Source organism: Polyangium mundeleinium (genome assembly GCF_028369105.1).
In the GTDB taxonomy this organism is placed as follows: Bacteria; Myxococcota_A; Polyangia; order Polyangiales; family Polyangiaceae; genus Polyangium; species Polyangium mundeleinium.
On record NZ_JAQNDO010000001.1, the window covers coordinates 10,470,028 to 10,484,366 of the forward strand.

Annotated in this window: 10 protein-coding genes; all 10 read right to left on the reverse strand. The window is 69.0% G+C overall.

Annotated features, from left to right (window positions below; genetic code table 11):
* Positions 1–1,345: 1,345 nt before the first annotated feature.
* From POL67_RS41360 to POL67_RS41405, 10 genes are read right to left on the reverse strand one after another with little or no spacing between them, the layout of a single operon-like run.
* Entirely contained in the window at positions 1,346–3,193 is a 1,848-nt protein-coding gene (locus POL67_RS41360) for a hypothetical protein (protein WP_271926551.1), read from the reverse strand.
* 49 nt (positions 3,194–3,242) lie between these two features.
* Complete coding sequence (locus tag POL67_RS41365; protein ID WP_271926553.1) at positions 3,243–4,532, reverse strand: hypothetical protein; 1,290 nt, start codon at positions 4,530–4,532, stop codon at positions 3,243–3,245.
* A gap of 21 nt (positions 4,533–4,553) precedes the next feature.
* Positions 4,554–5,504 (reverse strand): hypothetical protein, encoded by a 951-nt coding sequence (locus tag POL67_RS41370; RefSeq protein WP_271926555.1) that lies wholly within the window; start codon positions 5,502–5,504, stop codon positions 4,554–4,556.
* Positions 5,501–7,960: a phage tail protein gene (locus POL67_RS41375; protein ID WP_271926557.1), complete on the reverse strand. Its 2,460-nt coding sequence runs from the start codon at positions 7,958–7,960 to the stop codon at positions 5,501–5,503. Before POL67_RS41375 ends, POL67_RS41370 begins: the two co-directional genes overlap by 4 nt.
* 1 nt (position 7,961) lies before the next feature.
* Positions 7,962–10,328 carry a putative baseplate assembly protein gene (locus POL67_RS41380; RefSeq protein WP_271926558.1) on the reverse strand — a complete coding sequence of 789 codons (2,367 nt, stop codon included), beginning with the start codon at positions 10,326–10,328 and terminating at the stop codon, positions 7,962–7,964.
* A 1-nt stretch (position 10,329) separates the two neighbouring features.
* Positions 10,330–10,731 (reverse strand): GPW/gp25 family protein, encoded by a 402-nt coding sequence (locus tag POL67_RS41385; RefSeq protein WP_271926560.1) that lies wholly within the window; start codon positions 10,729–10,731, stop codon positions 10,330–10,332.
* Positions 10,728–12,347, reverse strand: a complete 1,620-nt coding sequence (locus POL67_RS41390; RefSeq protein WP_271926562.1) for a hypothetical protein — start codon at positions 12,345–12,347, stop codon at positions 10,728–10,730. The genes POL67_RS41385 and POL67_RS41390 overlap by 4 nt, the downstream gene beginning before the upstream one ends.
* Positions 12,341–13,036: a phage baseplate assembly protein V gene (locus POL67_RS41395; RefSeq protein WP_271926564.1), complete on the reverse strand. Its 696-nt coding sequence runs from the start codon at positions 13,034–13,036 to the stop codon at positions 12,341–12,343. Before POL67_RS41395 ends, POL67_RS41390 begins: the two co-directional genes overlap by 7 nt.
* On the reverse strand, positions 13,036–14,121 hold the full coding sequence (locus tag POL67_RS41400) for a phage late control D family protein (RefSeq protein ID WP_271926567.1): 1,086 nt from the start codon (positions 14,119–14,121) through the stop codon (positions 13,036–13,038). The genes POL67_RS41395 and POL67_RS41400 overlap by 1 nt, the downstream gene beginning before the upstream one ends.
* A gap of 27 nt (positions 14,122–14,148) precedes the next feature.
* Positions 14,149–14,337 carry a hypothetical protein gene (locus tag POL67_RS41405; RefSeq protein WP_271926568.1) on the reverse strand — a complete coding sequence of 63 codons (189 nt, stop codon included), beginning with the start codon at positions 14,335–14,337 and terminating at the stop codon, positions 14,149–14,151.
* Positions 14,338–14,339: the final 2 nt, after the last annotated feature.

Genomic DNA, 14,339 nt, shown 5'->3' on the forward strand with positions numbered 1-14,339 from the left:
GATGGGAACCGATCGGTCTTTTTACCCTCAAGCGAGTCGAGCAGGACCGTCTGCCGCTCGCGCACGTAGTCCCTGCGCCACAGCCACTCCGAGAGGCGGGTGAGCCCATTCGAGATGGCCTCTCCGAACGCCGGCGACACGAACTCGGGCTGGAGCAACCCTGGCTCGTAATCACGCTCGGTCACGGGTACGAGCAAGCGGACGCGAGTGGCCTCCTGCGTATCGAGAGGCGCCAGCGACGCGCACGCGGCGAGGATCCCGTCGAGCTGCTCGATGGGCACCGGAGCGACCTCAACGTAGAAGTTGCCGAAAAAGAACCGCTTTTGCCATTGCAGCAACCACGGGGCGCCCTCGGTATTCAACTGAATGAAGTCTATCGCGGCCCTGGGCAAAACACCGACGGGGGGCAGCCACCGGAAATCGTGAATGGCCGTTTTGTCCTCGAATCTCGAGGGATCGAGCGACGCGATCTCGTCGCCGAACTGCTCGAAGCGCGCCTGCCAGAGCCGCGCGCTTCCTCCGCCGAAGAGCCGGGTGCGAGCCCGCGGGGCGCCGCCGCGGCGAACCACCGAGTGCCGATCGAAAAAGAGAGGGTGGCCGGTCTCCGATCCGGGGAGCAAGGAGACGAGCCCGATTGGCACGCCTTCGATCTCCCACGGCAACACCTCGCCCGGCGCGAGCGCGCGTTCCTTCTCGAAGACCTGCCAGGCGATCTCGTTGCGCGTCGACGCCGCGGGCACCCACGGCCACGGGTGCAGGAGCAGCTCGCAGCCCTCGACGATGCGTAGATCCTCGAATGCGTAATCCTCCGGGTCCAGATCGAAGGGGACCGGATCCTTGCGCTCCCAGACGACCGATCGCAATACGAGCACACCTGCATGAAAGCTCCCGGCGGGCCATCCATCGGATGTGGGCGGCTGGAAGAACGCCTGGCTGCGCTGGATCACGTCGGTCGACTTCACGCGCAGCCTGCGGGGCACGACGACGTCCTCGCCCCTCGCGGTGAAGCCTCGGCCCGGGCTCACCTCGACGTACGAGACCATGACGGTGGTCTCGGTGCCGTTGACCATTTTCTTCTCGACGACGAGCGAAAAACGCACGTCGAGCCCCGCGACGACGCCGGGCGTGACCCATTGACCGGCGATGGCGAGCCGCCCCTCGCGCGCGGTTTGATCGCCCGCGAGCGTGGTGTGGGTCAGGGTTCGTCCGGTATATAGATTCGATCGCGCGCGCCACCCTGCTTCCACGGCGGGCGCCATTTGGGGTTCCACTGCGACGGCGTGCTCGCCGTCGAACGGCTCTGCGATGGGTCGGACGCGCATGGTGCAGGTTTACCCTTCAGGTCTCAGCGCCGGGTGCTCCCCGACGGCCCGGTGATCCGGAGTGTGTTCGGATTGAAGTAGGTTTGCAGGAGGACCGCGATCTGGTCCCCGGTCGAGGTGCCGTCGAGGAACTGCCCGATCCTCGTGAGACCGTCCCCCTGGCTATCGCCCTCCACGTGGCGCACGATTTCGGGGACGCACAGGCTCGTGGCAAAGCCCTTGGCCGATTCGTCCGTGACCCCGAGCGTCGACCCCTCGACGGCGCTTTCGATATCGGACAGCGCCCCCGCGTCGAGCGTGTCGAACCTCGGCCCGACCACGGCCGGGTCTGCGAATGTCCCTGCAGGTGCGAACAGCTCGCCCACGAGCCCCCAGCGCAAGACGTGCGTGGCGTTCGCGTGGAGCTGGAGCAAGGCGGCGACGGCGAGCACGAGATCCTCGTCGAGCTCGCCGTTCTGGAGGTTCACGATTTTTATCTCGTAATTCTCCAAGAGCTGCAGATCGGAGAGGTAGGTCGAGATGAACGCCCACGCGGGCCCGACCGGATCCGGCGGTGGTGGCGGGATGGCATCGGGGTTGTACAACGGCAGTTCGAGCTTACCGAGCGCCGAGGCCGAGAGGAAATTCTTCCGCCGCACGTACCAAACCGTCTCGGAGGGGGCAGACTGGATCACCGAGAGCCAGATCGCCGCGTCGGCGCTCGCAGACGCCAGGTCCCTGAGCGAATACGCGCCGGTGAAGATCATCGCCTCGCGGGGCACCGGCACGAGGATGATCACGCTCGTCCCCTCGAGCGACTCGCTCCCTTGCGTCAGATCGATCGGCGGCGTCAGCATGCATTCGTCGAGCACCGCCGGGAGCTCGTCCTCCGGTACGCCGCCGATCGACACCTCGATCTCCGGCGGAAAGAAGTGTTGCTTGCCTCCCGTGATGTCGATCGACGCCTTCGGGATGCGCCCGACCGGCGGCAATGCCAGGAAATGCTTGGTCGCGGCTATCGGCCCGCTCTGGGCCTGATCGACGCTGGCGCCGAAGACTTCGGAGATGTGCGCGTCGTATTGCAGCAGGTGCGCCTCGCACTGCGACCGCGAAGGCCTCCCGGCCCCGAGCACGTGCGTCCGTTCGACGACCACCTCGCGGCGCACGAGGTAGGGATCGATCCATTGCAAGACGCCGTGATCGAGCGCCACCATCGCGATGGGCAGGACGTCCTCACGGGCCCCGGGCGAGGCTCCCCTCACGAAGATCGCGTGCACGGCGCGGTGCCTGCGCTCCTCGAGCGATCCGCTCGCGGCGCGCTCCGGGAACGGGATGAGCGTGATCGCGACCGCCTCGACGACATCGGCGTCGTACGCGACGCGCCCCTCCTCGAGCGACGCGGGGTATTGCGCCACGGGATTCGCCGTGTATTCGACCGGGCGGAGCGCGAGGACATAAAGCCCGGTGCGGTGGCGGGCCGGCGCACTCGGGATGCGCGAGATCCCGAACGCTGCGTCGAGCCTCTCGATATCGGGCACGGCGTCGAGCCGGAGCGTGAGGTCCTCGCCGAGGACCACGATTTCGCCGCCCGGCGTGATGCCGTGCCCGCGGTCGATCTTGATCGTCCCATCGGGCACGTGCGAGGTGATCCCTGGGTAGACGCGCAGCCCCCGGACGACGCCGCCTCCGACGCCCCGCGCGAGATCGGCCTGCCGGGTCGCAAAATGCGCCTGATCGCGGGTGAGATCTTTCGCAGTGAGGAAGCGTCCGTCGAAATAGGACGAGCGCACGCGCCGATCGTCCGCGACGAGCGCGCCGTCTTTCGCGAGGGTGCGCGCGAGTGCGCTCGGGATGTTGTATCGCGCCGGGACCGTCGTCGGATTGGAGGACATCGCCATTTCCTAGGCTCCTGAAGCTCGAAACGGGGCTCGCGCGTTCGGTTCAACTGTAGGGTAAATGCAGCACTCCCTTGGGCGTGAAATTCTTTCGACGGACGAACCACAACGATCCGCCGGACGTCTGCGCGACCGCGGCCGCCCACGCGGCCTGGTTCTGCGGCGTCGTGGCGAGATCCGCGGGCCCAAGCGTCGCGGTCATTTCGTCCATCTGCGCGCGCGGCACCGGGATGAGCACGATCACGCTCGCGCCCTCGAGCGCCACGCCCTGCAGCCTCAAATCGATGGGCGGCAAGTGCGCGGCCTCGTCGAGCACCGCGCCGAGCTCGTCGTCCGGCACGACCGATAGCGACACCTCGACCTCGGGCGGGAAAAACCACTGCTTACCGGCAGTGACGTCGACCGCCGCGAGCGGCAAGCGCCCCGCCGGGGGCAACGCGAGGAAATGGTCGATCGCCGGGAAAGACTGCCCGCGACCCATGAGCGCGCGCGCCTCGAGGACGTCGGAGAGGTGCGCGTCGTATTGGAGCAGGTGCGCCTCTCGCAGCGGTCGCGACGGGCCGCTGACGCCGAGGATGTTGCCTTGCTCCTGGGCGACCTCGCGGCGGACGAGGAACGAATCGATCCATTGCAGGGCCCCGTGATCGAGCGCGACGAGCGCGAGCGCGAGCGCATCCTCGCGCGTGCCCGGGCGCGTGCGCTCCACGAAGATCGCGTGGGCCGCGCGGCTCCGGCGCTCGTCGAGCGTGCCCGTCGCGATGCGCTCGGGATAGGGCAAGAGCGTGATCGCGACGGCCTCGACGATGTCCGCGTCGTGCGTCGACCGCCCGCCGTCGAGCGACGTCGGATACGACGCGACGGGGTTCGTCGTGTATTCGACCGGCCGGAGCGCGAGGACGTAGAGGCCCGTGCGCGTGCGCGTCGGCGCATTCGGGATGCGCGCGAGCCCGAGCGCCGCGTCGATCTGCTGCATTTCGGGGATTCCGTCGACGCGCAGGGTCACGTCCTTGCCGAGCACGACGATCTCGCCTCCCAGCGTGAGCCCGTGCCCGCGCGAAATCTTGATCGTTCCATCCGAGCGGCCGCGGACCGTGCCCATGTCGACGACGAGGCCGCTCACGACGCCGCCGCCGATGGCGCGCCCGAGATCGGCCTGGCGCGTGAGGAAATGGACCTGGTCGCGCGTGAGATCCTTGGCGGTCAGGAACCGGCCGTCGAAATAGGTCGAGCGCACGCGCCTGTCGTCGGCAACGAGCGCGCCCTTCGCGAGCAGCGCTCCCGCATCCTCGCTCGAAAGGGTGCCCCGCGCGGGGACATTCGTCGGATCGAAGGACATCGCCATCTCCTCGGTCGCTCCTCAGAATCCCAACCACCAAGAGAGTGCCGCCGCGGACAACGAGAAAGGCCTGTGCTCTTTGTCCACGAAGACCGTGCCATTCCGGAGCGGCCGCGACGTACCATCGTCGGCCGTCTCGGTTTGCCCTGCCGTGATACCGATGACGACCCGAGCGAGCAGGATCCACGCCGGGTCGGGATCTCCGTCCACCGTATCCGGATCCTTGCGCATCGATTCGGGCAGGAACGTGTCCTTCCGGATCGCCTCGAGCTGCGCCTCGCGGTTGTCATGCCAGGACGAGAGGATCGTGTCTCGCACGTTCCTGCGGCGCTGCACGAGATCGCTCGGATCTGCCGGATTGGTGAATGGCACGCCGCCCTCGGGCAGAGGCCACGGCGCCACGGGGACGGGCGGCACGGTGTTTTCGGTGCGCAGCACCCACCGGAGCTCGTATCCGTCCCTCATTCGCGCCGGCTGGACGGCGTCTGTCGCGTCGAACGGGCCCGCCGCGAGCGCCGGGGTTTTTCCGCGCGGCTGGCTCGAGAAGCGGAGGAAGACGTCGGCCACGACGCCGCGCGCGAGGTTCGGCTCTCCCGTCGCCGGCCCGATGCCGTAATTGCCGTCCGTACGCACGACCGATCCATTGAAGACATCCTCGTCGTGCCCCTCGTACCAGCGCTTCACGCGCACGCACGCGGCTCGGGGCACCTCGACGAGCCGCCCGAGGGGATCGAGTGCGATCCCGGGTTTCACCTCGAGCTCCTCCGCGCTGCCGTTCACGGGCGGCTTGTGGTGCACCAAGAGGCCCGCCACCGTCCCAAATCCGTGCAGATACGCGAGCGCCCGCGCGAGCCGGCCGCGATGGTACGACTGCTCGGCTACGAAATCTGCGGCATCGAGCAACACGCCCGTCGCGTAATGGACGCGATCGGGCGCCTCCGCCTCGAGCAGGGGATCCTTCGGCGTGCTCATTGCGAATCTCCTCCTTCCAATCTCGGATCCAGGCTGGGCAAACGGGCGAGGACGTCGCGCACCCCGAGCGCGCTCCGACCGACGCGCACCGAGCCCGGTAAAACCGGCGCGCCGAGGAAGCTGTCGACGCCCACGAGCGAGGCAATGCCGACCATGAACGGGTGGCTCGCCCTCGCGACGGAGACACGCACGTGCGCAGGCGCCTCGAGCTCGGCCAAGCGCCGCACGAGCGCGATGTCGGCCGGGGGGAGCGCCTCGTGGACGAGGATCGTCACGCGATGCGCGAGCCTCTCGAAAAAGGCCTCCACGGCCTCGTGCTCCGCGGCCGTCCGCTCGATTCCCTCGCCGAAGAGCGCGAGGAACTCCTTTTGCCCCTCGGCGCCCAGAAACAGCGTATCCCCCACATAGGAATTACCGCTCTCGACGAGCCCCGGCAGGAGCGGGTCGTCCTCCGTGTCGAGGTTCGCCCCGAGGATCGTCGAGAACGTACGCCGGAGCCTGAAATCTTCGACGATGACGAGCGCTCCCCGGGAGACGGCGCCGTCCGTGACCGCATCGAGCGCGAGCGACAAACCCCGGAGCGTCCCGCGCCAGGGCCGAATGCGAGGCGCCGCCGCGAGCAGGCGCCGGCGCCGCTCCTCCGGGACGAGCGGATCGAAGCTCAGGCCGATGAAGCTCGCGAGCCATTCGAGCGATTCGTCCGGCGCTTTGCGTGGATCGGTGAGCATGAAAGCGCTCGCCACGCGATCCTCGATCGGGGTGAGCACGCCCTCGACGTTCCCGAGAAAACGCTCCAAAAAATCCGCGGGCGTCGCGCGCGCCGGAGACGCGTCGGCCTCCTCGCCGAAGATCTCCTCCCGATAGAGCTCGGGCAGGTATTGGTTCAAGTAGGAAAAACGGGGGCCATACATCCTCAACGCGGCGACCTCGGGCGTCGCGCGGCCGTCGCCGACGAGCTCGATGCGCACCCAGAGGTAACGGCCCCGGAGCGAGCGCACGCGCCTGTTGCTGCGCTGGACGAGCGCGGTGAAGAGCCCCCTCCGCTCCGGCTCGATGTCGCCCGACAAGAGGCCCTCGTGGAAGGGCAGCTCGGAGGCCGCGGGCACCCACGCGCCCCGCGGCACGTCGGGCGCATTCGATCGAGGCTCGACGTCGCCGAAAAGGTGCTCGTACCACGCGCCCGCGTCCTCCCGAGACGGGCGCTCGAGCGTATTCGTCGCGGCTAGAAAGACGCGGACGCCCGTGCGCACGGGCAAGCAGGCCTCGAGGTAGATGCGGTGCCACGTCGCGCCCGGCTCCCCCGCGTCGATCGGCGGGACGCCGTCGCCCATGGCGTTCACCATCTCGCCGCTCGTCGCATAGGAGGGAAACGAGACCTGGTGGAAGGGCGCCGGAGGCTCGCCTGCACCGGGATCGCAATGAGGCGGCGAGGACACCGAGTGCAAAAAATGAGCCGTCTTCGGCGACAGTGGATAATAATCGCCGAGCGGCACCGCGGGCTCACCATCTTTTCCGATCGAATAGGCGAGCGCGACGGCCTTGCCGCCGAGCATCGTGCCCTCGGAGACGCGGAAGATCACGGCGATTGTATCCTCCCCGAGCCACGTGAAGCTCGTCGGGCGGGAGAGCCCCTGGAGCGGGATCGCGTCGCCGAGACCGTTTTCCCCGACGAACCGCAGCTCCGCGGGAGCGATCGTCCCATCCTGCGCCGGCTGTCGCCAGCAGACGACGGCGACTCGCCCGCCCGGGCTCACGGCGACCGCGGCCGGGTGTATCCCCTGGAAGAGCCCCAGCGATTGCATCGAAATCTCGGGCGGATTCGGGTTTCTCTCGCTCGGCTCGAAGACCCCCGGCGGAGCCTCCGGGGGCACGAAAGGCAGGGGGCGCCCCACGACCCGCGCGAAGCGGGCGCTCATCGGCGAGGGAAACTGCGTCGGTTGAAGCTGCCCCGGCGCGATCGGCCCCGAGAGGGCGACGCAGCCGCCCGCCGGGTGCGCCGCGAGCCGCCACGCCGAAAAACCCGGGGTCGAGAGCAGCACCGGGGCGAACCGGCGGCGTAGGTCCAGCAATATGACTTTTCCGCCGGCCGCGACATAAAGGATGTCGTCGTAGCCGATCGCCACGTCGGTGACGTTGCCGTACGGAAGGAGCGCCGCCGAATCCAGAATCACGTGCGGCTCGGGCCCCGCGCCGGCCGCGACGACGTTGACGCCGTCGAAATACGCCCACGTGCCGAATCGATCGATCGAAGCCGGCACGTTCGTCAGGTACGGAAGGATGATGCCCGGAGCAACGATTTGATTGGCATCCCGCCACGGCGGATCCGCGAGCACGCTCTGCAGGCGCAAGGCGCGACGCTCGTCCTCGAAACGGATCCGATGCTCGTCTTGCTGGGTCGCGGGCGAAAAGCGAGCGCGCTCCGCGAGCATCCAGAAGCGCTGCTTGTTCGCATCCATGTCAGCACACCTCCGGCACGACCGGCACCGCGATCCCACGCTCGCCCGCAAAAGGATCGGGGCTCGCATGCAGATCCGTCGGCACCGCGCCGTCCGCGTCGACGACGACGCCGAGCAATTCGGGCAGCTGCCAGGGCTGGAGGACGAGCTCGACCGGCGCGCTCCCGCCCTCGAGCGCGACGAAGCGCTGCGCCTCGGCGGACGCGGAGCTCTGCGCGGCGCTGCCTCTCGGCGTCAATACGCGCTCGTAACGGGCAGCGCCCATCGATCCGTCGCCGCGCGGCGGGAGCTTCACGAGCGCCCCGGCGCTGAAGAGGCGCACGCCGAGGATCGTCTCGACGCCCGGGACCTGCGCGACGACGACCTCGATTTCACGATCCCGCACCGACCGCGCAATGGGCCAGCCCGCGCCATTGGGCCCTCCCGGCTGGAGCGGCCACAAGAAACGACCGAGGATCTCGCGCACCGCATTGATGACCGCCTCGCGACCGAACCCCTCGCGTATCGTGATGCCGACGCCGACCCCCACGGGGACGTATTCGCATCCGATCACGTAAAGCTCGCCCGCAAGCGGGCGGCGCGCGTCGAGGTGCGCGTGCACGGCCTCGAGCATGGGCCGATCGGCCCGCGGGTTCGGCGCGCGTAACGAGCCCGAGAAGGGCAACGCCATCACGGAGACGACGCCCGGCACGTCCTCGCGGCGCTGGTGAGGCTTGAATCGCGGCAGCACCTCGACGCGGCCGAGCGTCACGCCCGGGGTCTCCGCCGCGAGCCTGCGATAATCGTCGGCCGTCACCGCGCGCTCGCCGTGGCGCAACGTCGCGGGGATGCGCCGCTCGGCCTCGGCCAGGGTCTCGGCGTTTTTCCCGCCCGTCGTCGCCAGCCGCTGCAGTACCTCGAGTTTGCCTGGACGCACGCCCGTCAACGTGAATGCGTCGACCTCCTTCAACGTGCCGGGCGGCAGGTTGCCCGCGCTCCCGCCGCCGGCCCTCGCCCGCGCGACGCGCACACGCATCCCGGAGCCCGGGATACGGCCGCACGCGCCGTCGCCGAATCGAATGGTGCCCGCCTCGGCGTCGAGCTCGAAAACAGCGTCGTCGCGGCCCGCGAAGACGAGATCGTCGATCCTCTGCCAAACCCGGTATCCGAGCCCGGGCTCCTCGACCTCGATTTCGAGCGAATCTTCCTCGACGGTTCGTGCAGGTAAACGCATTTCTTGGTCGGCCGTGCCGTTGCTCTCTCCGATCACGACGCCCGTCGCGGTCGTGCGGTGCTCGATTTCGACAGCGTGCACGGAGGCCCACGCGAGCGCGAGCGATTCGACGCGCGCGGTCGGCCGGAGCCGAATCCACGCGACGAGCCGCGAGGCCCTGTCCGGATCGTCGAGCCGCGGCGGCCTGTCGCCGACGCCCGCATGTAGATCTCTTCGCACGTCGTCGGCAGGCACGTCGATCCCGCCCCCGGGCATGACGAGCTCTACGACGCCCGTGCGGGTGAAACCCATCGTCGTGTCGCGCGCGACAGCGAGCCTCTGATACGTCGGCTCGGCTCCAGCCGGCGATTGCACGATGATTTCCCACGTGTGCGGGACGCGGGCGCGGGGGCCGATGTCTTCGAAGAGCTCCGGGACCACGATCGCCGGAGCAATGCCCACGGAGAGGACGCGCGGCGCTCCGGTCGTCTTGCCCTCGAGATCCTCGCGCAGCGCTGTCACCGCGGCCGCCGCGGCTGCGGCCGACGTCTGGGGCGGCACCGGATCCACCTTCGGCGCGAGGAGCGCGATCCAGAGGCATCGATCCACCGCGCGCGTGGCGAGATTGAACCCCGCCGGCTCGGCGGCGCCGCCCGGAAAAACCGGGGTCGTCTTGTAAAACGACGCCGTCTCGTTCGCGTCGAGGCCATACACGCGCCTGAGCCCCGGCAGGAGCTTCGCCATTCCGGTGCGCTCGTCGTCGGTGAGCGGGCGTTTGCAATACACCTCGCCGAAGACGTGGGGCACGGTGAGCTCGGCGCGCGTCTCGAACGTGGCCGGCCCCTTCACCGTCGCGAGCGGGCGCAGGACCACGGTCGGCTGGAGCTTTCGCTCGCTCTCCGGGTATCGCACGGCGACGAGCCCCGTCGCGGCGGCGGCGGGCCGCATCCGGATGCCGAGCAGGCGCAAGAAGGCGAGCCGCTGCCGCTCCGGGATCAGGTTCGCGCGATAAAGAATCGTATCCGCGAGCCAGGCGAAGAGCTCGAGCAGCGTCCGCCCGGGATCTCCGACCCGCGGGTGCGTCCATTCCGGGGTATGCCCCGGGATGCGCGCGACGAGCTCGTCGACGAGATCTTCAAAACTGCGGTCATCGAGGCGGGGAGGGACGATCGGCATCCTATCCTCCGAGATCCATGGTCAGCCCGAGCGATTGCACGAGACCCGTGCGGCGCAGGCGGTAGACGATCTCCACGCGGACCTCCGCGGGCGCGCTGTCCACGTCGACGACGTCGATGCGCTCGACGTCGATGCGGTCTTCCCAGCGGGCGAGCGCATCGGCGATGGTGTCGCGGATGCGGCGCCGCGTGGCGAGCGTGCTCGGCTCGCCCACGAAGCTCTCGAGCCCCGCGCCGAACGCCGGGCGCATGAGCTGCTCGCCCGGGCGCGTGCGCAGGATGATCTGAATCGCCTGGCGCACGCTCTCCTCGAGCGTGGGGAAATGCAGTTCGCCCACGTCGTCGGGCACGGCGAGCAAGGGAAAACCCACCGGCGGGCGCGGGGGCGAGGCGCGGCTGGTCATGACGTCATCCCTTTCGGCAGGCCCTGGGTGAGGCTCTTCGGCACCGGGATGCATATCTTGATGAATGCAATCCAGAAGAAGACGATGTTGAAGAGCCCGATGAAGATGTTCAGCACGAGGAACGCGCAGAGCGTGATGATCGGGATGTTGAACCCGCAGATCCAGTCGATCCCGCCGGCGCCCTCCTTCGCCTTCCCGTCGAGGAAATCCTCGGGCTTGTTCTTCGCGAGCATGTCGAAGATGTTCTTCGGGACGCGGAAGGCCACGTTCGGCAAAAACTTCTTGATGTTATCCTTGTCGATGGGCGGCAGCGCGACCTGGATCGGCGGCAGGTTGCCATTCTCGTACCAGGGCGCCACGCGGAAGGCGCGGCTCGGCGCGGCGCAAAACGAAAGCTTCGGCGGGCACCCGTCGTCGCGCTTCACCCGGACGAACGCCTGGATCTCGTACGTCGCGTCGATGTCGTCGAAGCGCCCCCGCCGCGGCGCGATCGCGGCGACGCGCTTCTGCGACGCTAGCGACGCAGCGGCCGCGATCGTCGCCGCCTGCGCCTGCGTGATCGCCGGCCACGACGCGGGCATCACGAACGATTGGTTGCGCTTGTCATGAACGAACACTTCCGCGGCGTCCGCGAGCGTCTTGCCCGCGGGGCGCCCTTTGGCCTCGCCCTTGTACGGCAGGAGCACGCCGTCGAGCGCTTTCTTCATGCTCGGATTCTCGAACGCGTCGAACACGGCGGAGAGGCCGCGCAGCATGATCACGAATCGCTCGAGCGTCGCGACGGCGGTGTTCCTGAGCGTCTCGGCGAGCGCCTTGTCGCCCCCCGCCTCGGCGAGGAACGTCTTGTCCTCCGCGAGCTCCTCGCGCCATTTGCGCGTGAATGTTTTACCCGCGAGCCCGCGCAAACTCGGCGCGGAGGGCGAGACGACGAAATAAGGCGAGAGCATGTCGCGGATCTCGCCCTCGTCGTAATTCGGCGGGGCCAGGTTCGTCCTCGCGAACTCGCTGCTGGCGAGGGGCACGAGCCCATAAAGAATGGTTTTTCCCACCGCGGCGCAGACGTTCGGCGGCGCGACGAAGAGCAGGGTCGTCGCCTCCTCGAGCGGATCGGGCGCGCCGAGGGTCGAGGCGAGCCGAGCCTCGATCTCGGCATTGCCGGCCGCGTGGGGCGATTTCCGGCGCGCGGGATCCGGATCCCGATCGAGCTCCTCCGGGCCGAGCTCGACCCAGCCGATCGCCTGCCCATTCTTGCGCATCCACCCCTCGCGCGCGCCCGATTTGTTCACGCGCCGCAGCACGAGGCCCGCGCTGTCGATCTGCTTCGGATCGAGGCGAGGTTCGCCGAACACCTCGCAGACGACCTCGAACACCGCGAGGTAAAACGAGCGGTGAACGGGCTGAAGCAGCGAGAGGGACGTGACGGGCTCGCCCGCGCTCCGCGTCGCCTTCGCGATCGCCTTGCGCCCCTCGGCGGTCGCGAGCTCCGCGAGGAGAGCCACGACGAAATCGTCGTCCGTTCGCTCGACGAGCACCGGACGGCCCCCTTCGGCGGGGAGCGGATCCCCCGTCCGCCCGTCGAACCCGAGCCCGCGCAATGAAACCGGATGCGCTACCATACGTTCCCAGCTCCCGGCGTGTAGGTATTGGCGACGACGGTCACCGCCTGGAGGACGTCGCATTTCACGATGCCCGAGAACGTCGACATCACGGCGTTGACCTTGACGTCGGCCGCATTGACCTCGACCTGGGCGCCGTTGACCGTCACCTTCTGGGCCGCGTCGACCGTCACGCCCTTCGTGTCGAGGGTGATCTTGTTGTTCGCCGCCTCGACGACGATACGGCCGCCGCTCGTCTGCTCGACGGTGATCGATTCGCCGCCGGGCGTGCTGATCGTCACCGTCGCCTGCCCGTCCGCCGCCTCGACGATCGCGACGCGGCTGCCCCGCTTTCCGGTGATCGTCCACCGATCGACGCGATTGCCGCCGAGTTCGTCCGGCGCCTTCGCCGAGCCGCTCCAGAGCGCACCCACGACGAGCGGCTGGCGCGGATCCCCATTGACGAACACGACCGCGACCTCGTCGTCGACGTCTGGCAGGAAAAACGCGCCCCGACCGCCCCCGGCGAACGGGACCGCGACGCGGGCCCACACCGCGGCGTCGGTATCACCGACGCCCGGCGACGTCGTCGTGAGCCGAACCTTTACCCGCGCGAGGTTTTCCGGGTCGGCGACGTCGACGACGCGGCCGAGATAGGTCCCGTGGAGCGCGCCGAGGCTCGGGGTTCGAGGGGCTTCGGGGGCTTGCATCACGGTCCTCCCAGGAAGGCGCATTCGGCCTCGAAATCGATCTCGTACCCGCGCTCGACGTCGAAGCGGTGCTGGGCCCGCACGACGACGTACGTATTGTCGAACCGCGGGCCGAGGCCGATGAGGCGGACGTGCGTGCCCACGCGCAGCGCAGGGTTGCCCTCGGCCGTCGCGTCGACGCAGACGAACCGGCGCGCCCGGCGATCGAAGCTCGCCTCCGCAATCGCGCGCGCCTCGTCGTCGGTCGTCGCAGGCACGTCGCGCAGGTGCTCGATTCGCGCGCCCACGGCGGCCTCGAGCAGCGCCGATCCGCGCCGCCCCGCGCCGGGCCCGAGGTTCGTCCCTGTGCCGCTGCCCTCGACCCTCCGGCCCGCGACCGCGTCCCAGCCGCCCACGGTCACCTCGGTGACCTGATGCGCCAGATCGGCCGTGACGCGCGCGCGGCGCAGCGCGCGGCCGAGCATGAGCTCGAGCACGCCGCGGCGGACGTCCTTGCGCGGCGAGACGTGCAGCTCTTTGCCCACCACCTGCACGTCGCCGTCACGCGCGGCGAGCATGCGCCGCAGGAATGCGAGGTCCGTCTCGTCGAGCTGCACCTGCGTGCCGAGCGACTCCGTGAAACCTTTCACGACGGGATCGAGGCCGATGCGCGAGGCGAGCTCCTTCGCGATCGAATCGATGCGCGCGTCCTCGATCACGCGGGTTCGCCTCGACAAGCGCGCCCGCTGGAGCGCGTCCTCCGCGAGCACGAAGAGCTCCGGCGCCACACCGACCTCGAACGTCCCCTCGAGCCCCGTGACGAGGCCGCGGAAGATCTCCTGCGGGCCCAGCTCGTCACCCGCATAAACCGCGATCTCGACGCCGTGCCGGATCGTGGCCTCGTCCTCGAAGGCGAGCTCGACCTCACCGTCCTCGAAGCGCGCGGCATTGAGCAGGCGCAGCTCGAGCGACGACATCCCGCCCTCGGATTCCTCCATGCGCATGCTCGACAAGAGCCTCGTCACCCCGTCGGAGGCCTTGCCGGAGACCCGCACGGTCGGCCGCACGCGGTTGATGTCTTCTTCGGTGAGGTTCGTCTCGGCCATGGTCGTTCGTGCTCGCCCGGGGACCTTTCAATCGGCACAGCGACGCGCTCGCCGCGCGGCGCGGATGCGGAGCTCGCGCTCGATCTCGTCGATGCGCTCCTCGACCAGCGCGCCCTCCTCGGGCGCGGCGTCGCGCGGGCTCGATAGCTCGCCGCCGGAGCCATCGCCGGGGCCCTGGGCGACGCTGCCCACCACCTTGTCGATCGATATGCGCATGC

Excerpts from the sequence above, each read along its gene's own strand:
- POL67_RS41360 (WP_271926551.1), bottom strand. The coding sequence starts at position 3,193 with ATGTCCTCCAATCCGACGACGGTCCCGGCGCGATACAACATCCCGAGC.
- POL67_RS41365 (WP_271926553.1), bottom strand. The coding sequence starts at position 4,532 with ATGTCCTTCGATCCGACGAATGTCCCCGCGCGGGGCACCCTTTCGAGC.
- POL67_RS41370 (WP_271926555.1), bottom strand. The coding sequence starts at position 5,504 with ATGAGCACGCCGAAGGATCCCCTGCTCGAGGCGGAGGCGCCCGATCGC.
- POL67_RS41375 (WP_271926557.1), bottom strand. The coding sequence starts at position 7,960 with ATGGATGCGAACAAGCAGCGCTTCTGGATGCTCGCGGAGCGCGCTCGC.
- POL67_RS41380 (WP_271926558.1), bottom strand. The coding sequence starts at position 10,328 with ATGCCGATCGTCCCTCCCCGCCTCGATGACCGCAGTTTTGAAGATCTC.
- POL67_RS41385 (WP_271926560.1), bottom strand. The coding sequence starts at position 10,731 with ATGACCAGCCGCGCCTCGCCCCCGCGCCCGCCGGTGGGTTTTCCCTTG.
- POL67_RS41390 (WP_271926562.1), bottom strand. The coding sequence starts at position 12,347 with ATGGTAGCGCATCCGGTTTCATTGCGCGGGCTCGGGTTCGACGGGCGG.
- POL67_RS41395 (WP_271926564.1), bottom strand. The coding sequence starts at position 13,036 with ATGCAAGCCCCCGAAGCCCCTCGAACCCCGAGCCTCGGCGCGCTCCAC.
- POL67_RS41400 (WP_271926567.1), bottom strand. The coding sequence starts at position 14,121 with ATGGCCGAGACGAACCTCACCGAAGAAGACATCAACCGCGTGCGGCCG.
- POL67_RS41405 (WP_271926568.1), bottom strand. The coding sequence starts at position 14,337 with ATGCGCATATCGATCGACAAGGTGGTGGGCAGCGTCGCCCAGGGCCCC.